This window comes from Lipingzhangella halophila, from assembly GCF_014203805.1.
Lineage (GTDB): Bacteria > Actinomycetota > Actinomycetes > Streptosporangiales > Streptosporangiaceae > Lipingzhangella > Lipingzhangella halophila.
Genome location: NZ_JACHJT010000001.1, coordinates 459,832 through 478,489, shown reverse-complemented (window position 1 = coordinate 478,489; position 18,658 = coordinate 459,832). Strand labels below are relative to the sequence as shown.

General features: G+C 71.9%; 17 protein-coding genes. 9 read left to right on the top strand and 8 right to left on the bottom strand.

The genetic code is table 11. The annotated features are described in order from the left end of the window. The first annotated feature begins 97 nt into the window (after nt 1-97). The 4 genes from F4561_RS02265 to F4561_RS02250 are packed head-to-tail and all read left to right on the top strand — an operon-like array spanning nt 98 to nt 3,596. Entirely contained in the window at nt 98-1,000 is a 903-nt protein-coding gene (locus tag F4561_RS02265; protein WP_184574294.1) for a 5-oxoprolinase subunit B family protein, read from the top strand. Further along, nucleotides 997-1,977: a 5-oxoprolinase subunit C family protein gene (locus tag F4561_RS02260; RefSeq protein WP_184574292.1), complete on the top strand. Its 981-nt coding sequence runs from the start codon at nt 997-999 to the stop codon at nt 1,975-1,977. Before F4561_RS02265 ends, F4561_RS02260 begins: the two co-directional genes overlap by 4 nt. Before the next feature lie 30 nt (nt 1,978-2,007). After that, the gene (locus F4561_RS02255; protein WP_184574290.1) at nt 2,008-2,244 is read left to right on the top strand and encodes an acetyl-CoA carboxylase; all 237 of its coding nucleotides are present in this window, start codon (nt 2,008-2,010) and stop codon (nt 2,242-2,244) included. After that, the gene (locus F4561_RS02250) at nt 2,244-3,596 is read left to right on the top strand and encodes an acetyl-CoA carboxylase biotin carboxylase subunit (protein ID WP_184574288.1); all 1,353 of its coding nucleotides are present in this window, start codon (nt 2,244-2,246) and stop codon (nt 3,594-3,596) included. The genes F4561_RS02255 and F4561_RS02250 overlap by 1 nt, the downstream gene beginning before the upstream one ends. A 135-nt stretch (nt 3,597-3,731) precedes the next feature. Here F4561_RS02250 and F4561_RS02245 read toward each other — a convergent pair whose 3' ends face one another. Then, nucleotides 3,732-4,730, bottom strand: a complete 999-nt coding sequence (locus F4561_RS02245) for an ABC transporter substrate-binding protein (protein ID WP_184574286.1) — start codon at nt 4,728-4,730, stop codon at nt 3,732-3,734. 130 nt (nt 4,731-4,860) lie between these two features. On the opposite strand from F4561_RS02245, the gene F4561_RS02240 reads away from it, so the two are divergent. The 3 genes from F4561_RS02240 to F4561_RS02230 all read left to right on the top strand — a co-directional run bounded on the left by F4561_RS02240 (nt 4,861) and on the right by F4561_RS02230 (nt 7,819). Beyond that, the gene (locus tag F4561_RS02240) at nt 4,861-5,913 is read left to right on the top strand and encodes a FecCD family ABC transporter permease (protein WP_312885102.1); all 1,053 of its coding nucleotides are present in this window, start codon (nt 4,861-4,863) and stop codon (nt 5,911-5,913) included. Between the two features lie 65 nt (nt 5,914-5,978). After that, nucleotides 5,979-7,004, top strand: a complete 1,026-nt coding sequence (locus tag F4561_RS02235; RefSeq protein ID WP_312885101.1) for a FecCD family ABC transporter permease — start codon at nt 5,979-5,981, stop codon at nt 7,002-7,004. Further along, the gene (locus tag F4561_RS02230; RefSeq protein WP_184574282.1) at nt 7,001-7,819 is read left to right on the top strand and encodes an ABC transporter ATP-binding protein; all 819 of its coding nucleotides are present in this window, start codon (nt 7,001-7,003) and stop codon (nt 7,817-7,819) included. The genes F4561_RS02235 and F4561_RS02230 overlap by 4 nt, the downstream gene beginning before the upstream one ends. Nucleotides 7,820-7,840: 21 nt before the next feature. On the opposite strand, the gene F4561_RS02225 is transcribed toward F4561_RS02230, so the two are convergent. The 4 genes from F4561_RS02225 to F4561_RS02210 form a co-directional block, all read right to left on the bottom strand. Next, on the bottom strand, nt 7,841-8,878 hold the full coding sequence (locus F4561_RS02225; RefSeq protein WP_184574280.1) for an NAD(P)-dependent alcohol dehydrogenase: 1,038 nt from the start codon (nt 8,876-8,878) through the stop codon (nt 7,841-7,843). A gap of 240 nt (nt 8,879-9,118) precedes the next feature. Continuing rightward, entirely contained in the window at nt 9,119-11,248 is a 2,130-nt protein-coding gene (locus tag F4561_RS02220; protein WP_184574278.1) for a WD40 repeat domain-containing serine/threonine protein kinase, read from the bottom strand. 38 nt (nt 11,249-11,286) lie between these two features. Beyond that, nucleotides 11,287-13,383, bottom strand: coding sequence for a WD40 repeat domain-containing serine/threonine protein kinase (locus tag F4561_RS02215; RefSeq protein ID WP_184574276.1), 2,097 nt, complete (start codon nt 13,381-13,383; stop codon nt 11,287-11,289). 274 nt (nt 13,384-13,657) lie between these two features. Beyond that, nucleotides 13,658-14,281 carry a TetR/AcrR family transcriptional regulator gene (locus F4561_RS02210; RefSeq protein WP_184574274.1) on the bottom strand — a complete coding sequence of 208 codons (624 nt, stop codon included), beginning with the start codon at nt 14,279-14,281 and terminating at the stop codon, nt 13,658-13,660. A 110-nt stretch (nt 14,282-14,391) separates the two neighbouring features. Here F4561_RS02210 and F4561_RS02205 point away from each other — a divergent pair, with 110 nt between their 5' ends. After that, on the top strand, nt 14,392-15,042 hold the full coding sequence (locus F4561_RS02205; RefSeq protein ID WP_184574272.1) for a hypothetical protein: 651 nt from the start codon (nt 14,392-14,394) through the stop codon (nt 15,040-15,042). A gap of 82 nt (nt 15,043-15,124) precedes the next feature. On the opposite strand, the gene F4561_RS02200 is transcribed toward F4561_RS02205, so the two are convergent. The 3 genes from F4561_RS02200 to F4561_RS02190 form a co-directional block, all read right to left on the bottom strand. Continuing rightward, nucleotides 15,125-16,015 (bottom strand): cyclase family protein, encoded by an 891-nt coding sequence (locus F4561_RS02200; protein ID WP_221445333.1) that lies wholly within the window; start codon nt 16,013-16,015, stop codon nt 15,125-15,127. A gap of 151 nt (nt 16,016-16,166) precedes the next feature. Then, entirely contained in the window at nt 16,167-16,886 is a 720-nt protein-coding gene (locus F4561_RS02195; protein WP_221445332.1) for an ABC transporter permease, read from the bottom strand. A gap of 4 nt (nt 16,887-16,890) precedes the next feature. Next, nucleotides 16,891-17,853, bottom strand: a complete 963-nt coding sequence (locus tag F4561_RS02190) for an ABC transporter ATP-binding protein (protein ID WP_184574268.1) — start codon at nt 17,851-17,853, stop codon at nt 16,891-16,893. An 83-nt stretch (nt 17,854-17,936) separates the two neighbouring features. Between F4561_RS02190 and F4561_RS02185 the strand changes: the two genes are divergently transcribed. Beyond that, nucleotides 17,937-18,614, top strand: a complete 678-nt coding sequence (locus tag F4561_RS02185) for a TetR/AcrR family transcriptional regulator (protein WP_184574266.1) — start codon at nt 17,937-17,939, stop codon at nt 18,612-18,614. Nucleotides 18,615-18,658 lie beyond the last annotated feature (44 nt).

The following is an 18,658-nucleotide window of genomic DNA, read 5'->3' as shown; positions in this document are numbered from 1 at the left end:
TGGGCCACTGGATGTCCGGGCCGGTGTTGCCCAGGGTGGTGCCCCCGAACACGCGAGCAGAGGCGCGCCCCGGCGACACGGCAGACAGGAGGGCGATGTGGTCCCGACAGAGGTGACACTCCCGCAGGCACGGTACGAGTTCGGTGCCGACGAGTACGTCTTCGTGGAGATCGACCAGGCCATGAGCCTGGAGGCGAACTTCAAGGCGATGGCGATCACGTCCGCGCTGCGAGAGAAGAAGATCGACGGGGTGGTGGACATATGCCCGTCCAACGCGTCGTACATGATCCGGGTGGACCCCGACCGCCTCCACCCGATGGACCTGGTCAACGAGCTGCGGGCGATCGAGGAGGCCGGGACCGGGCTGAGCGCCGACCAGGCCCTGGCGACCCGGGTGGTGGACGTTCCCGTGCTCTACAACGATCCGTGGACCCGGGAGACCCTGCTGCGGTTCCGCGACCGGCACCAGGACCCGGACGCGACCGACCTGGAGTACGCGGCGCGGATCAACGGGTTCGACGGCGTCGAGCCGCTGATCACGGCGCTCTCGGGGGCGCCATACATCGTCACGATGATCGGGTTCGTTCCCGGCCTGCCGTTCAGCTACCAGATGGTGCCGCGCGACCGGCAGATCGAGGTGCCCAAGTACGTGCGCCCACGAACCGACACCCCGGAGCGCTCCTTCGGCTACGGTGGCGCGTTCGCGGTGGTCTACCCGGTCCGCGGCGCGGGCGGGTACCAGTTGTTCGGTATCGCGCCGGCTCCGGTCTTCGATCTTTCCCAGCGTCTGCCCGACTTCGCCTCGGGCATCGTCTTCCCCCGCCCGGGCGACATCCTGCGGTACCGGGCGATCGACATGACCGAGTACGAGGAGCTGCGGGCGGAGGTCGAGGCGGGAACGTTCGAGTACCGCACGCGGGACGTGGAGTTCCGGCCCTCCGAGTTCCTGAATGACCCCGACGCCGTCAACCGCGACCTGCTGGAGGTGCTCTACCAGTGAAAGAGCTGATCGTACACACGGGCGGACTGTCCACAACGGTGCAGGACGCGGGCCGCGACGGGCACTACGCCCTCGGTATCCCGCCGTCGGGGGCGATGGACCAGTACTCGCTGCGGGTCGCGAACCTCCTCGTTGGCAATGACGAGCGGGCCGCCGCACTGGAGGCGACCTACATCGGGCCGCGGGTGGAGTTCACCGACGACCGGGTGTGCGCGGTCACCGGCGCTGACGTCCCGGTCAGCCTGAACGGCGACCCCGTGGAAAGCTGGCGGGCGCTGCCCGTGCGCGCCGGCGACGTGCTCTCCATCTTCTCTCCTGTGACGGGCGGGGCCCGCCCCTACTTGGCGGTCAGTGGCGGCATCGGCGTCCCCGAGTACCTCGGTTCGCGCTCCACCTACACGCTCACCGGAATTGGCGGCTTCGAGGGACGAAAGCTCGCCGACGGCGACCGCCTGCCGCTCGGTGACGCGGCGGGAGCGCGGGCCGCCGGCCGGGAGGTCCCGGAGGAGCTGCACCCCGCACTCCCGGAGATGCCCGAGATCCGCACGGTGATCGGGCTCTGCTCGTACCGGCTGACCTCGGCCGCGCTCGACTCGTTCCTGGGGACGCCGTGGCGCGTCACCAAGGACGCCGACCGGATCGGGTACCGCATCCGCGGCGGGTCGCTCGACTTCGTCGAGCGCGAGCAGCCGCACGGCGCGGGCAGCGACCCCGCCAACGTGGTCGACCTCGGCTACCCCGTCGGCTCCATCCAGGTCCCCGGGGGCGACGAACCGATCGTGCTGCTCAACGACGCGGTCACCGGCGGCGGCTACGCCACGGTCGGCACGGTGATCTCGGTGGACCGGGACCGGATGGCCCAGACGAAGACGGGCGACCACATCCAGTTCGTGCGCACCGACCTCGAAGGCGCGCTCGCGGCGCGGCGGGAGCGGAGCGAGCGGCTGCAGCGGGTGCGCGAGCTGCTCGGCGCGTGACAGACACAGCAGGCGAGTAAGGAGAACCAGATGGCAACGATCAAGTCCACGATGCCCGGGGTGTGCTACCGCCGGCCGGCGCCTGACGCCGACCCCTACGTCGAGGTGGGCGACACGGTGGCCAGCGGCCAGACGGTCGCCCTCATCGAGGTGATGAAGAACTTCAGCGAGCTGCGTTCGGAGCAGGAGGGGACGATCACCAAGTTCCTCGTCGAGGACGGGGAAGAGGTGTCCATCGGCCAGGACATCGCCGAGGTCGGCGCCTGATGGCTGGGATCCGCCGAGTTCTAGTGGCCAACCGCGGCGAGATCGCGTTGCGCGTGGTTCGGGCGTGCCACAACGCGGGCCTTGAGGCCGTCGCGGTGTACTCCGACGCCGACCGCGACTCCAGGTGGGTGCGGCTGGCCGACGATGCGGTCCACATTGGGGCGTCCGCGGCCACCAAGTCGTACCTGAACGCCGATGCGCTGCTGGACGCCGCCCGGACCAGTGGCGCCGACGCCGTCCACCCCGGGTACGGCTTTCTCTCCGAGAACGGCGAGTTCGCGAGAAGGGTCGCCGATGCCGGCCTGCGGTTCGTGGGCCCGCCCGCCTCGGTCATCGAGACGATGGGGGACAAGGCCGCCGCGCGCGCCTCGGCGCAGGAGGCGGACGTTCCGGTGGTCCCCGGTACCGGCCCCATGGCCGACGAGGCGGCGGCTGCCAGCGCCGCGGACGGCATCGGGTTCCCGTTGCTCGTCAAGGCGGCCGCCGGCGGCGGTGGCCGGGGCATCCGCCCGGTCGGCTCCCCCGACGAGCTGGCCGCGGTCCTCAAGACAGCGCGGGCCGAGGCGCGCGCGGCGTTCGGCGACGACACGGTGTACCTGGAACGCGCCGTTCCCGGCGCCCGGCACATCGAGGTGCAGGTGCTGGCCGACGAGCACGGCAACGTGGTGCACGCCTACGAGCGGGACTGCTCGGTCCAGCGCCGGCGGCAGAAGCTCATCGAGGAGGCGCCCGCGCCCGACCTGGCCCCCGGGCTGCGCGCCGAGATCACCGCCGCCGCCACCCGGCTGGCCGCCCATGTCGGCTACCGGGGAGCCGGCACGGTGGAGTTCCTGCTGTCGCGGGACGGCGACTTCCACTTTCTTGAGATGAACACCCGGATCCAGGTGGAGCACCCCATAACCGAGTGCGTGACCGGGCTTGACCTCGTGGCCGAGCAACTGCGCATCGCGGCGGGCGAGCCGTTGTCGGTGCGGCAGGAGGACATCGTACTCGAAGGGGCCGCGGTCGAGCTGCGCATCAACGCCGAGGACCCGGACCAGGGCTTCATGCCCGCGCCGGGCGAGCTGTCGCGGTTCGATCTTCCCGGCGGGCCGGGGGTGCGGGTCGATACGGGGCTCGTCGCGGGCGACCGGATCAGCCCGTTCTACGACTCGATGATCGCCAAGCTGGTGTGCTCGGGGGCGGATCGGGACCAGGCGCTTGGGCGGGCGGAGCAGGCTGTCCGGGAGCTCGCCATCGAAGGGGTCGCCACCACCCGGTCGCTGCACGGTGCCCTGCTCGCCGCACCGGAGGTACGCGCGGGCGGGGTGCACACCGCGTGGCTGGAGGACTGGCTGGCCGAGGCGAGATAATCGCCGATCGGCGCCCAGCCCCACGACGGGAAGCTGCGGTGTTTCCTGCCTGAGTCAACGCGGATGATCCGGTGCGTGCGCACACGCTCCGGCCCATTCGCGGGTCCGGGAGCGTGTGCGCGGTCGGCGTGCCTCTCACTCGGCGTCGACGCCGTAGATCTCCTCCAGGTCGTCGAGGATGCCTTCGGCGCCCTGCAGGCTCACCGAGGAGAACCAGACCTTGTCGCTCACGTCGTGCTGCTCGCCTTCCAACTGCTCCCACAGCGGGTTGCTGCGGAAGTCCTCGGCCGCTTCCTCGCTCTCGCCGTTGCCGTCGTCCCAGATGCCGGTGACGATGTGGTCGGCCTCGGCGTCGAGGATCTCCTCCTCGCTCAGGTCGACCATGATCTCGTCACCGGTGTCCGGCGCGTCCTCGGGGCGGGGCACCCCGACATCCTGCTGCACGATGCCCGGGAAGGACGCGGTGGAGTAGAGGCGCACCGACGGTTCGCCCACGAACCGGGTGATGGACAGTGTCGGCGCCTCGCCGCCGTTCTCCTCGGCGATCGTCTCGCCGAGTGCCGCGGCCCGGTCCTCGTAGCCGCCGATCTTCTCCTCTGCCAGGTCCTGCTTACCCGCGGCCTCGGCCAGCAGCTGGATGTTCTCCTTCCAGCTCGCGCCGGTGGTCTCGGAGAAGACGGTCGGGGCGATCTCGCTGAGCTGGTCGTAGATCTCCTGGTGGCGGACGTCGGCGGAGACGATCAGGTCCGGTTCCAGCTCGGCGACCGCGGCGAGGTCCGGCTCCTCCAGCAGTCCCACGATCTCGGCGTCGCCGGCGTAGGTCTGGCCCTCCTCACCGAGGTACTCCGGCAGCTCCTCGCCTCCCTCGGACGCCACCCGCCCGACGACGTCCAGTTCCAGGGAGACGGCGGCGTCGACGTAGCTGCTGTCCAGCGCGACGACCGTCTCGGGCGGGGACTCGATCTCCGTGGTACCACGGAAGTGCTCCACGGTGCGGGGAAAGTCGCCCGAGCCGCTGCCGGCGGACTCTTCGGCGTCCCCGGAACCGCAGGCGGAGACGAGGCCCAGCGTGCCGGCCGCTCCCGCGGCGAGCAGGGACCGGACGAGCGGACGGGGATGGGTGGCGCGCAGCATAGAAAGACCCCTTCGACCAATTTAGGTTAGACAAGCCTAATATTGCTATCATGACCGCGGCCAGGAGGTTCAAGGCGGACCTGGTGATTTGTCCACCGCCATAGCAGCGCGCGAGCAAAGGGGAACAGGAGTGACCGAAGCCGGGCCCAGTTCGCTCCGGCGCCCCGAGGGCCTGGCATCGGAGGCGGGTGCACGCCGCCGCGCGGTGGGGCTGCTGGTCCTGCTCGCGCTGCTGCTGGTCGCCGTGTCCACCAGCATCTCGGTCGGCGCCCGGGCAATCCCGCCATTGGAGGTGTGGCGGGTGCTGTTCTCCCCCGACGGCGGGGAGGCGAGCGCGATCGTGGGTGAGCTGCGCGGGCCCCGCACCCTCCTCGGCGCGCTGGTGGGCCTCGCGCTCGGCGTGGCCGGCGTGCTCATGCAGAGCCACACCCGCAACCCCATCGCCGACCCCTCACTGCTCGGCGTATCCCATGGGGCGGCATGCGCCGTGGTGGTGAGCGTTTTCGCGCTGGGCGTCACCTCCCTGTCCGGCTACGTCTGGTTCGCCATCGCCGGTGCGCTGCTGTCCAGCCTCGTCGTGTTCGCGGTGGCCTCCGGCGGCGCCCGGGGCCCGACCCCGTTGACCCTGATCCTCGCCGGCGCGGCCATGACCGCGTTAATGGGCGGCATCACCTCGGCGATCGTGCTGCTGGACCAGCGCAGCCTTGAGGTCTTCCGGTTCTGGCGGATCGGATCGCTGGCCGGGCGCCCCGACGATGTGCTCTGGCAGGTGCTGCCCTTCCTCGTCGCCGGCCTGGTGCTGGCCGTGGCCAACACCCCGGGGATGAACATCCTGGCCTTGGGGGACGACGTGGCGACCGCGCTCGGCCAGCGGGTCCGCCTCGTTCGGGCCACCGGAGTGCTGGCCATCGCCCTGCTCACCGGCGCGTCCGTGGCGGCGGTCGGTCCCATCGGCTTCGTCGGCCTGATGACCCCGCACCTCGCCCGGTCCGTGGTCGGGCCCGACCACCGGTGGCTCGTCCCCTATGCCGCGCTGCTGGGGGCGGCCATCGTGCTGTTCGCCGACGTGGTCGGGCGGGTGGTCGCCGGCACCGGCGAAGTGGAGGTCGGGGTGGTCCTCGCCATGGTCGGGGCGCCGGTATTCGTCGTGCTCATCCGAAGCCGGAGGCTGGTCGCGCTGTGATTCCCGCACCCACCCGGCCGCGCACGCCCGCGCCGGACCCGCGCCGCACCCTGCGTCTGGGTCCGGTGAGCCTGCAGTGGCGGACCCGCCCACTGCTGGTCGCGCTCGGCGTCCTCGCCGTCCTGCTCGCCGCGTTCGTCCGCGCCCTGCTCAGCTTCGACGACTACCCGATGAGCGTCGCCGACGTGCTGCGCACCCTCACGGGAGGAGGCGACGGCGGCGAGACCTTCGTGCTGTTCACCCTGCGCATGCCGCGTGCGCTGACCGCCGCCCTGGTGGGTGCCGCGCTCGGGCTGGCCGGGGCGATCATGCAGTCCCTCACCCGCAACCCGCTGGCCAGCCCGGACACGCTCGGCGTCATGTGGGGGGCGTCGGTGGGCGCGATCGCCGTCATCGTCTTCGGAGGCAGCACCGGGCAGGTGAGCGGACTGGTCTCCCAGGTCGGGGTCCCGGTGGGGGCACTCGTCGGCGGGCTGGTCACATCGGCGGTGGTGTTCGGCCTGGCGTGGAGCTCGGGACTGGAGCCGACCCGCCTCCTTCTCATGGGCGTCGCCGCCTCCCTCTTCTGCGCCAACCTCGTGTACTGGGCCATGTCCTGGACCGAGGTGCAGGACGCCACCCGGGCCCAGACCTGGCTGACCGGCAGCATGCACGCCGCCGACTGGGACCGCGTCGGCCCGGCGGCCCTCGCCCTGGCGGTGCTGCTGCCGCTGTGCCTGGCCGCGGCGCACGCCCTCGGCGCGCTGGTCCTGGGGGACGACACCGCCCGCGGGCTGGGGGTCCGGGTGGAACGTGCCCGCCTCCTGCTCCTGCTCATCGCCACTCTGCTGGCCTGCGTGGCGGTGTCGGCCGCCGGGCCGATCACCTTCGTGGCGCTGGCCGCCCCGCAGATCGCGCTGCGGCTGTGCAAGCTCGCCTACCCGCCGCTGGCGACCTCGATGCTGCTGGGATCGGCGCTGACCCTCATCGCCGACCAGATCGCGGCCGGGCTGTTCCCGGTGGCGCTGCCGGTCGGAGTGTTCACCGCCGTGCTGGGCGCGCCCTATCTGATGTACCTGATCGTCCGCCGACACCGGGAGCAGCACCTTTGACCGAGAGCGACCGCCCCGCCCGGCTACTCGCCGAGGACGTGACCCTGGGCTACGGTGACACGGTCGTCTGCCGCGACCTGGACTTCGCCGTGGACGACCGCGCCGTGACCGCGATCATCGGCCCCAACGGGTGCGGCAAGTCCACCCTGCTGCGCGCACTGGGCAGGCTGCTGCGGCCCAGCGCGGGGCAGGTGCGGCTGGACGGCCACCGGATCACCGGCATGCCGCCGCGCAAGGTGGCCCGCACAGTGGCGGTCCTCCCGCAGTCCCCGCAGGCGCCGCCCGGGCTGACCGTCGCCGACCTGGTCGGCCGCGGCCGGCACCCGTACCAGAGCTGGTACCGGCAGTGGTCCGCCACGGACGCCGAGCACGTGACCGGCGTACTGGAGCTGACCGGCCTGCTGGAGCAGGCCGATCGGCCGCTGGACCGGCTCTCCGGCGGGCAGCGGCAGCGCGCCTGGATCGCGATGGCGCTCGCCCAGGAGACCGATCTGCTGCTGCTGGACGAACCGACGACGTTCCTCGACCTCACCCACCAGATCGAGGTCCTGGACCTGATCCGCGACCTGAACCGCGACCACGGCCGCACCGTGGTGATGGTGCTGCACGACCTCAACCTGGCGGCCCGCTACGCCCACCGGCTCGTGGCGATGCGCGACGGGGACGTGCTCGTCTCGGGCGATCCGGCCGCGGTGCTGACGCCGGAGTCGCTGGCCGCGGTCTTCGGGCTGGAGTGCACGGTCATCGCGGACCCGGTTTCGGGCACGCCGCTGGTGGTGCCCATAGGCGCGAGCGACCGCGCCCCGGCGGGCTAACCCATTGGGGCGCGGCCGCGTTCACCGACGGACAGGTTCCAGAATGGCCCTTCCCCCGGGGAGTCGCCCGTTGTCCAGGTCGTTCAGGGCGTCGAGCGCGTCGTCGAGCGGGTACGTCGCCGTCTTCAGCCGCACCTTGTCCTGCGCGGCCAGGACCATGAGCTCGTCCAGGTCGTTGTAGGACCCCACGAGGTTGCCGACCACGTTGATCTCGCGGGAGATGATGTCGATGGTGGGGATCTCGACGCTGCCGCCGTAGCCGATAACGAAGTAGCTTCCCGCGTCGCGGGTCATGGCCACGCCGTCGCTCTCGGTTCCGTTCTCCCCGACGAAGTCGAGCACCACGTGCGCGCCCTTGCCGCCGGTGACGTCGCGAACGGCGTCCACCTGCGTGCCGTCGGCGCGCACCGTGTGGTGGGCACCCAGGTCGCTGGCGAGCCGCAGCGCTTCCTCGGACCGCTCCACCACTGTGATCTCGGCCGGAGTAAGCGCGACGAGTGTCTGCAGGCCGATGTGTCCGAGGCCGCCGGCGCCGATGACCACCACATGCGTGCCCGGGTACAGCAGCGGGCGGGCCTTGCGCACAGCGTGGTAGGCGGTGAGCCCGGCGTCGGCCAGTGCCGCCACCTGTGCCGGGGCGAGGCCCTCGGCCAGCCGCACGCACGCGCGGGCATTGGTGCGCAGGTACTGGGCCATCCCGCCGTCGGCGTTGACACCGGGAAAGCTGGAGTTCTCGCAGTGCACATCGTCACCGCCGCGGCAGGCCCGGCACAGCCCGCAGGTGACCAGCGGGTGCAGGATCACGGTGTCGCCGGCCTGGACGTTGGTCACGGCGGGCCCGGCCTCCAGCACGGTTCCGGCGTTCTCGTGGCCGATGGTGTAGGGCAGCTCCACCCCCGTCTTCGGCGCCCATTGGCCCTCGATGATGTGCAGGTCGGTACGGCACACCCCGGCCGCGTTCACCTCGACCAGGACGTCCAGCGGTCCGCTCACCTTCGGGTCGGGCACCTCGTCGATCGACGGCGGCCGGTTGTACTCGTGCACCCGTACGGCACGCATCTGACCTCCCAGGCATAGCGTCGGGTCCGGTGGCTCCCGGTCTCAACACTGCCCAGTACCACCCGCGCGAAGCATGGCCGCGCTGGTCTCGCGCGGATCGGGGCGGGGCGCGGGGGAGTGGCCGGCCAGCGGGCGCGAGGCGGGCCCGGTACCGCCCGGAGACCGGCGCGGGGCGGCGGGCGTCCCGGTCCACCACTGCGCGTGCTCACCACGGCCGTCCCCCGGCGCGCGACCGGGCTCTCAGCCCGACAGGTCGTAGATCTGCACGATGCCGCGGGCCTGGGTGACCGCGAGCATCGAACCGTCGGAGTTGCTGGTCGTGTCGGAGACGGCGAACCCGCGCTCCTCGGCCTCGGCGTCGTCGGTCTCCAGGGCGACCATCTGCTCCATCTCCGCGAGGTTCCACACCCATGCCTGGCCGCTGGCGTCCAGCGCCTGCTCGACGGCGATGAGCGCCCCGCCGTCCGGGGTGAACGCCACACTGATGACCCGATCCTCGTGCCCTTCCAGGATGCCCAGCGACTCACCGTTGCCCGGATCCCACAGCCGGGCGGTGGTGTCGTCGCCCGCCGTGGCCAGTACGCTGCCGTCCGGGGAGTACTCCAGCTCGGAGAGGATGCCCTGTTCGGCGTCGAAGCGCTGCGCCGCCTCGCCCTGCGCCAGATCGTAGACAACGACCTCCGACAGGTCGCCGACGGCGATGCGCTCACCGCCGGGGTGCCACGTGGGTCCCGACCCGGCCCCTCCCCCGCCGAGCTCATCGGGGCCCAGTTCCTCTTCCAGCTCTCCCGTGGCCGCGTCCCAGAGGCGCAGCATCTTGTCCCCGCCGACCGACGCCAGCATGCGGCTGTCCGGAGAGTACTCCAGGTACACGTCCTCGAATCCGGTGCCCTGGTGGTGCTCGTCCATGGTCTCGACGGGCTGGAGCTCCCCGCCGGAGCCTTCCGCGTCGAACAGGTGCACCCGGCCTTCGTTGTCTCCCACGGCGAGCTGACCGCCCTCGGCGGCCCAGTCGCACGAGGTCACCTGCAGGAGCGGGTTGTCGGGGTCGAGGGGTTCCAACAGGTCGAGCTCGGAGGCCGGGGACAGCTCTCCCCTGTCGCTGACATTGTGGATCTCGGCACGCCGTTTCACCTCCAGATCCGAGCCCGCGAGCAGCACGCGTTCCCCGGAAGGATCCGAGCAAATGGAGGAGAGCCCCCTCAGCTCCTCGCCCGTGACCTCCGCGGGGTCCTCGAAGTCCGCGGCGGTGAGTGAGGTCTCCGGCCATTCGTGCGGGTCGGGTTCGTCGCGCCCCTCGGCGGCGCCGCTGCTGGACGTGGGGTCCGGCGAGCCGGGCAGCACCTCGGCCGGGCCGCCGGCAACAGCGACGGCGACCGCGGTGGCGGCCCCGCCGAGCAGCACCGCCGCCCCCGCGGCCGCAGCGACGAGCGGCCAGCGCCGCTGCCGACGTTGCGGCGCCGGCGCTGGGCGGGGCGGCAGCGCGAGCAGCTCGCGGACCTCGTCCTGCTGTTGCCGCAGCAGCTCCTGGGCCTGCTCCGGCAACCAGGACGCGGTGCCGCCCGCGACCGGGCCGAGCCGCTCCAGTACGCCCTCCGGGGAGAGCCGCTGCTCCGGGTGTTTGGCCATGCAGCCGCGCAGGACCGGCTCCAGCCAGTCGGGCGCGCCCGCGGTATCGGGGTCCTCGGTGACGATCCGGTGCAGCCTCTTTGGAGCGGGAACATCGGTACCGCCGAACGGTTCGCGTCCCGTCGCCGCGTAGCACAGCACCGACCCGAGGCTGAACATGTCGGAAGCCGGGGTCACCTCGTGGCCGTACGCCTGCTCGGGCGACATGAATCCCGGAGTGCCGACGATCCGGCCGTCCTGGGTCACCAGGCTCGCCTCCGCGGAGCGGGCGATACCGAAGTCGATGACCCGCGGGCCGTCCTCGACCGCGATGATGTTGCCGGGTTTGAGGTCGTAGTGCACCAGCCCGGCGGCGTGGATCGCCCGGAGCGCCTCGGCCAGACCAAGAGCGAGCACCCGCAGCGACTCCGCGGGCAGCACCCCGCACGCCCGGACGGCCTGGCGCAGCGTCGGTCCGCCCACAAAGCTGGTGACCAGCCAGGGACGCGGCCCGTTGGGGTCCGCCTCGATGACGTCGGCGCTGAACGCGCCACTGACCCGCTGGGCGAGGGTGACCTCGCGGTTGAACCGCCTGCGGTAGTCGGGTTCCTCGGCGAACTCGGGACGGATCACCTTGATCGCGACCAGCCGCCCGCCCTGCGACACCCCGAGGTAGACGTCCCCCATGCCACCGGCCCCGAGGCGCCCGGCCAGCCGGTAGCCACCGATCTCGTGCGGGTCGCCGGGCTCGGGTGGGCGCATGGTTACTCCTCCGGACGTTGTGGGGGCGGTGGCGCCGATCAGCCGGGCAGGTGCCAGACGCTGATCGCGCCGTCGTTGTGGCCGAGCGCCAAACGGGTGCCATCAGCGGAGAAGTCGAGCGCGCCCCGCGAAGGCCGGGTCTGGATCAGGCCGATCTCCTCGCCCGATCCCACGTCCCACAGCCGGACCTCGCTGTCGCCCTGGGGCTCCTGCCGGGCGACCGTTGCCACGACGGTCCCGTCCGGGGTGCTGGCCACGCCGTCCACCGGCTCGCCGTGACCGCGCATCGTGGCCACCTGCTCGCCGGTGTCCGCATCGATGACCTCGGCGAACTCACTAACCCCCGCCAGGATGAGGTGCTCGCCGTCCGCGGTGTACTCCAGGTCGCCGGACGCGCTGGCCTCCGGGTCGAACCGGTCGATCTCCTCGCCGGTGCCCGAGTCCAACAGCACGATCTCCTGGTCGTGTTCGACAGCGAAGACGTCCTCCGTCGGGTGCGCGGCCGCCGGACCCGCGAGCAGGTCGCGTTCCGTCTCGTGTGCCGCGATCTCGCTGCCGTCGGACGCGTCGAGTACGTGCGCCTGCCCCGCGCCGAACGCCGCCACCACGGTCTGCCCGTCCCGGGAGAAGGCCAGCCCGGTGACGACGTCCTCCAGCTTGGGGAGGTCCTCGCTGGTCTCCTCCGGGGTTTCCGCGGCTTCGGACAGCGCGCCGTTGGCGAGCTCCCTCCCCCAGTCGGCGTCCTCGGCACCCGGCTCTCCGGCATAGACCGTGTTGCTGTTCGTCCCGGCGGCCAGCGCCTCCCCGTCCGGGGACACCGCCAGCACGTTGGAGTCGAAGTCCACCATGGGCGCGGACGGCATCCGTTGCTCTCCGGTGGAAAGGTCCCAGTCCTCGGAGTACTCCAGGCCGATGTCGTAGAGAACGTCCGGATCCTCGAGATGGAACTCCAGGTCGGTGACCGTACCGCCGCGCTGTGGAACGAACAGGGTCTCGACGAGGTCGTCGACGGTTGCCTCCGGGTGGAATTCCGCGCCGCTCTCCGGCGCCGCGGCGACGTCGCCTTCGATGGTGTCGCGACTGGTGACGGGGCTGGGTGCCGGGCTCTCCCCGGCCTCCGCGTCGCCCCCCGTTCCCGGGAGCAGGCCGGCCCGCACGGCCGCGATCCCGCTGGCCGCCAGCACCAGGGCCAGCACGGCCGATCCCGCCCCGGCGAGTACCCGGCGCCGGGTGCGGGCGGCCCGCTCCCCGGTCACGAAGGCATCCGCCTCACGGGCGCGGGCGTCGATGAGGGCGGCGATGTCCGCTGGGGGCCACGCTTTCCCCGAGCCCGCGGGCAACCCGCTCAGGATCCGCTCGGGCGCCGGGCGGCGGTTCGGGTCCTTGTTCAGGCACGCCTCGACGAGGGGGACGAGGGCCTCGGGTACCTCGCGCAGGTCCGGCGGGAGCTGGGCCGCGCGGAACTGCACCGCCGCGGCCGAGTCGTCGCCGAACGGGGCACGACCGGTTGTCGCGTAGCAGAGAACGGCCCCCAGAGCGTACACATCCGAGGCGGCACTCGCGGGCCCGCCCATGCTCTGCTCCGGAGCCATGAAGGCCGTGGTGCCCGCCGCACCCTGCGCGGCGGACCACTCCGGACCCCCCGGCCACTCCGCGAACCGGGCGATACCGAAGTCGATGACCCGCGGGCCGGCGTGGTCGAGCAGGATGTTGGCCGGTTTGATGTCGCGGTGCACCACCCCGGCCCCGTGGACCGCGCGCAGCGCCTCCGCCAGGCCGCCCGCCAGGGCCAGAGCGTCACCGGCCGCCAGTGGGCCGTTCTCGGCCACGGCGGCGTGCAGGGTGGGTCCGGCGATGAACGCCGTGGCCAACCATGGGGTGCTCGCCTCGGGTGCGGCCTCGGCGACCGGGGCACTGTAGGCACCACTGACCCGCTGCGCCACCGCGATCTCGGTACCGAAGCGCTGCCGAACCACGGGGTCGCGAGCGAGGTCGGGACGGATGGCCTTGATCGCGAGCAGCCGCCCCGAACGCGCGCGTCCCAGGTAGACCCGCCCCATGCTGCCGTCCCCGATGACCGCGAGCAGGTCGTTGTGGCCGATGCGCCGCGGATCGGACCCGGCGAGCCGCCGCATATGTCTCCTGTACTTCCGTCACGAGTCTCTGGCGCGCCGGAGCCGCAAGAGCTCGGGCCACCTCCCGGAGCCTAGCGGCTCCCTCAGGGACGCCCCGCACGGGAGGCTGGCCGATCCCGGTCGACCGGCCGTGCCAACCGAAGGGCCGCCTCCAACGTGGGGACGCAGTCCCGCGTTTCCGCCCGGCCGACGGCCCCGGGGCGGCCCCTGCGGAGTCATGGGCCCACAGCGGAGCGGCTTCTCGGCCGGAAGGAGCTTCGGAGTGAGGCAGCCCTCAGCTCAGCAGCTCACGGGCCAGGGTTTCGCCCCACCAGTGTTCGACCCGGCCGGGTTCCCAGGCGCGTTCGACGGTGAGCGTGGTGTAGACGTCGATGTTGCACAGGGCTGCGTAGATGTCGACGGCCACCGGCACCTCCAGGCCCGACCGGAGCGTGCCGCGCGGCCAGGAGGAGAACACCTGAACCCGGGTCTGGTCGCCCTGCCTCCGGCCCTCGCGGTAGAGCTCCGCGAGCTCGGGCTCGGTGCGGCCCGCCTCGCGCACCAGCATGATCAGGTCGCCCGCCCGCTCGAAAAGCCGGCGGTCGTAGGCGGCCATCGCGGCCAGTTGTGCCCGCGGGTCTGATCCGGCCTCCAGTTCGTCGAGCATCCGCGACACGTCGGCCGACAGGTCCGCCGCGTCCGCCAGCGCCCAGACAAGCCCCGTCTTGTTCCGGTACGCCGCGTAGACGGTGGGCACGGACACCCCTGCCTCGCGTGCCACGTCGCGCACGGTGGTCGGCGCCCACCCCTGGGCGACGAACAGCCGGCGTGCGGCGTCGGCGATCTCGGCGCGGGTCTCGCGCGCCTGCGCATCCCGGCGCAGCGAGGTGTAGCGGCGCCGATCTGGCTGGTCCTCCATGACTGCCCCTTGGGATTCTTCGTCCTATATTAATTATAGTAAGCGTTAATCCAAATTCGGGTGCGAGCGTCGCGGTGCTCCCCCGGTGTGGCGGCGAAAGGGGCGCTCGCATGAGTCTCACCAGCGTGGCAGGCCTGGGGGGCATCGGATTCGTACTGCTGGCGGTCGCCATCAACGTCATCTATGTCCGGGCGCGGCTCCCGCTACCGGGCGCGACCAAGAGCCTCGGCACGGCCGCGGACGAGTTCGCTGCCGCCGGCGACGCGTTGAAGCGGCCTTCGGTGCTCGTTCCGGCCACGTGGCTGGGCCTCACACTGTTCGCCGCTGGACTGGTCGCGGTGCTGTGGAACGGCGGGTCGGGGGCCGGGGCATGGGCCCTGGTGGGCCTCGGCGGGGTCCTCATGCAGAACGCCACGTTCGCGTGCGTGGAGGCGCTCCGGTTCGGGCTGGCCGCGGCCGCCGCCCACCACCGCGGGTCGGTGGCGGGGCTGTGGGGCCTGAGCAACGTGCTGTTCGGGTTCAACCAGCTCTTCCTGGCCACCGCCCTGCTGGGGTTCACCGTCGCCGGGGCGGGCGCCGGGCTCATCCCCGGCTGGCACGCGATACTCGGCTACCTCAGCGCCGCGTTGCTCTTCGTCTCGTCATGCGCCAGCCCCTACAACGTTGACGGCACCAACCGGATCGCGCTGGCCGGCCTCATCGGCTGGCTCGGGTGGATCACCTGGATCGTCGGCTACAGCGTCATCCTGCTGGGCCTTTGACGCCCTTGCCAGCGCGCCGGGCCCGCGGTCGCGCGGCCGCGGGCCCGGCGCGCTGGCGACGCCGAACGGCGCGGACGGGTCCTCAGCGCAGCGCCAGGACCCGGGTGGGGCCGCCGGAGCCCTCCTGGTGGCGGGGCGCGCCGACGATGGCGGTGGCGCCGCGGTCCGGGGCCTGGCCGAGGTTGTTCAGGTTCTCGATGCCGTAGACACCGGCACCCAGCAGGGCTGCGTGGGCCCCGAAGTCCTCCGACTCCCCGGGGTCCAGGCTGACGGTGTCCACTCCGGCACCAGCGATGCCGCGTTCGTTGACCAGGAACTCGGCGGCCTCCGCGGAGAACCCCGGGAAGTTCAGGTTGTCGTCGCCGTCCAGCCCCAGATACGCATCGGGGTCGTCCACCAGCGCGCTCCAGCCGGAATCCATCGCGACCACGGCGCCGCGGGGGATGCGGCCGTTGCGGCGCTCGTGCGCGCGCAGGTCGTCGACGGTGACCGCGGCGTTGGGCGTCTCACTGGCGCGGTCGGGGATGCGGACCACCCGCAGCGGCGCCACCAGGCGTTCGGCGGAGATAGCGTCGACGGTCTCGCCGCCGGCGACGATGTGCGCGGGCGCGTCCAGGTGGGTTCCGCTGTGCTCCTCCATGGTCATCCGGTAGTTCAGGAAGTCGTCCTCCTCCACGGTCGCGGTCGGCTCGAAGGTCGGGGCCTGGTACCCGGGGAAGAGCGGGAAGTCCGTGGTCAGGATGTGCGTGAGATCGGTGACGCGCTTCCCGCGCTCCGGCCGCGACTCCGCCGCGGCACTGCGCGCGGGCAGCAGGGCGGCCAGGGCGGCGGCACCCGCCCCGGACAGGCCGAGGAGACCGCGGCGCGATGTCCCTCGGCGGGAGGGTGCGCGGTCCCGCGCGACGGCGGTGTCCCCGGTGCGGGAGTCGGGCAGGCTACCGCGTACCTGGCGCATGACCTCTGGACTGCACACGCTGGCTCCTTCTCCTTGGCGGCGCTCGAACGCCCCGAGTCAACACAACGACACGGGCGGTGCGCAAGCCCTCGCGCGTTCCCGCACGTCGGTCGTGCCGCGGTGGACGCGTGCGGCGGTGCCCCGCCGGAGCGGGGCACCGCCGGGCCCGTCAGCCGCGCCGGCTCATGACCCACTGGGTGGCGGCGAGGCCGGCGACGCACCAGGCACCGAGAACCGCGAACGGGAGGCCGGGCACCCCATCGTCCGGGACGGTGAGCGTGTCCCGGATGGCCTGCGCCATGTAGGTCAGCGGGAGCACGTCGTTCAGGGAGGCGAGCCAGTCCGGGAGCCGCTCCTCGGGGAAGTTGATCGGCGAGAACATCAACGAGAAGAAGAGCACCAGGTTGGTGGTCATCTGCGCGACCATCGGGGGAACGAGGTAGGCGATGGCGTAGCCGATGGAGATGCAGGTCAGCGCGACGAGCAGCACGGCGGGCAGCGCCAGGGGACTTACCCGGAACTCCAGGTCGAAGCGCAGCGTGGCGGCGAGCAGCCCGGCCGCGAGCCCTGGCAGCGCGACGAGCACCCACGTCGTGGCGTCGGCAACGAGCATGGCACTGCGCGGCACGGGCAGCGAGCGCTGGAAGTCGAAGATCCCCTGCAGCTTCTGCTGCGACACCATGCTCGGCGCGAACGCCATGCACACCGCGATCAGCGCGATGGCCATGGCACCGGTGGACAGGTACCGCGCCGCGACCGGGTCGTCGTCGACACCGGGGATGAGGAACGCGAACCCCACCACGATCCCGACCGAGAGCACGATCTGGATCAGCACCATGAGTGGGGCTACGAACCGCAGCCGCAGCAGCGCCCACCGGAACAGCAGCACGTAGCTACGCAGCCACTGCGCTGCTCCCCCTCGGGTCGTTGGACCCGTCGTTCCCGTTGGCGTTTCCGATGAGACCGACATAGACGTCCTCCAGGCTGGTCGGGGTGATCGAGAACTCGTCGATGGTTCCGGCGTCGCGCAACCGCCGCGCCCATGCGAGGGCGTCGGGGGCGGTGGCCATGGTGATCGGCATCAGGTGCCGGCGGCCCGTACGCCGCGTGGGCCCCGCCGCGGGGATCTCCGGCTCGATCGGGGCCGTGCCGGAGGCGAGCAGCTCCAGCCGGAGCTCTCCCGCGGCCCGCTCGCGCAGCTCGGCCGGTGTCCCCTTGGCCACGATCCGGCCCTGGTCCAGGATGGTGAGCCGGTCGACGCTGCGCTCGGCCTCGGCCACGTTGTGGGTCACCAGGAGAACGGCGTAGCCGGCCTCGGCCAGGGCCCGCACCTGCCCCCAGAGCAGCCGCCGGCGCACCGGGTCGACATCGTTGGTGGGCTCGTCGAGCATCACCACGCGGCCGGGCCAGACAGCGGCCATCGCGAACGCGGCCAGCCGGCGCACCCCTCCTGACAGGCGCTCCCCGATCGTGTCGGCCCACTCCTCGATGTCCAGCTCGGCGAGGAGCTCCGCGGTGCGTTCGCGCGCTTCGGCGCGCCGGGCGCCGCGGATCCGCCCGATGGTCTCCACTGCCTGCCGGGGCGAGACCCCGTCCAGCGGAGCATGCGCCTGGGGCATGAGGGCGCAGAACCGGCGGGCGAAGGCCGGGTCGGCGACAAGGTCGTGCCCGTCCAGCGTGATCTCGCCCGCTGTGGGCCGCAGCAGACCGACGACCTGGTTGATCAGGGTTGTCTTTCCCGCTCCGTTATGCCCGAGGAGCCCCAGGACCTCTCCCGGCCCCACCTGCAGCGAAATCCCGTCGTTCGCGGGCTCACCGGGTTTGTACTCCTTGCGGAGCTGGTGGATCCGCAGCACGCAGGCCTCCGAATACTAGTTGGTATCTGAATACCGCCTAGTATTCAGATACTCTGGAGGATGTCAAACGGACGGAGGTCGCCGTGGCGGAACGGCTCACACGGGAACAGCAGCGCTGGCGCAACCGGATGAAGCTTCTTGCGGCCGCCGAGCGGTTGTTCGCGGATCGCGGCATCACGGGTGCGTCCATGGACGACGTCGCGGCCGAGGCCGGCCTGACCAAGGGAGCTGTCTACTCCAACTTCGCCAACAAGGAGGAGCTGGTCATGCAGGTCCTGTGGCAGCAGGCCGGCACGCCAGAGAACGCGGAGGCGCAGAAGCTCTTCTCCTCGGGCCGGTCCCCCGAGGAGATCGTGGACGACTACGGCACCCTGTGGGCGGCAACCGTGCGCAGCGAGGAGCGTGCGGACTACAGCAAGGTCGCCCTGGAGTACATCGCCCACGCGCTGCGCGAGCCGCGGTTGCGCGCCGAGCTCGCGGCGTTCATCTTCCCGCCGAAGGAGCACGGCGCCGGCCACGCGTTCCAGCGGCCGGGCACCGAGTTCGCCAAACTGGATTCCGACCGGGTGCAGACGCTCGTCACGGCGCTGAGCATCGGGTTCGGGGCGCTCACCCTCATCGACCAGGAGCGCTGCCCCCCGGAGCTGTTCGGGACCGCGCTGCGCCTGATGGCCGGCATGCCCGTGGATCCCACACAGCTCCCCCCGCCGTCTGCCGAGACGTCAGGCGAGGGGGGCGACGCGGCCAGGGACCCTTCCTAGGGCCGGCCTCCCCCACAACGCGCCGCGCCGCTGCTCCCGTGCCA

Bases quoted from the DNA above. Each gene is read 5' to 3' on its own strand.
- F4561_RS02210 (WP_184574274.1), bottom strand. From the start codon at position 14,281: ATGGAGGACCAGCCAGATCGGCGCCGCTACACCTCGCTGCGCCGGGAT.
- F4561_RS02220 (WP_184574278.1), bottom strand. From the start codon at position 11,248: ATGCGCCCACCCGAGCCCGGCGACCCGCACGAGATCGGTGGCTACCGG.
- F4561_RS02245 (WP_184574286.1), bottom strand. From the start codon at position 4,730: ATGCTGCGCGCCACCCATCCCCGTCCGCTCGTCCGGTCCCTGCTCGCC.
- F4561_RS02205 (WP_184574272.1), top strand. From the start codon at position 14,392: ATGAGTCTCACCAGCGTGGCAGGCCTGGGGGGCATCGGATTCGTACTG.
- F4561_RS02215 (WP_184574276.1), bottom strand. From the start codon at position 13,383: ATGCGGCGGCTCGCCGGGTCCGATCCGCGGCGCATCGGCCACAACGAC.
- F4561_RS02250 (WP_184574288.1), top strand. From the start codon at position 2,244: ATGGCTGGGATCCGCCGAGTTCTAGTGGCCAACCGCGGCGAGATCGCG.
- F4561_RS02225 (WP_184574280.1), bottom strand. From the start codon at position 8,878: ATGCGTGCCGTACGGGTGCACGAGTACAACCGGCCGCCGTCGATCGAC.
- F4561_RS02255 (WP_184574290.1), top strand. From the start codon at position 2,008: ATGGCAACGATCAAGTCCACGATGCCCGGGGTGTGCTACCGCCGGCCG.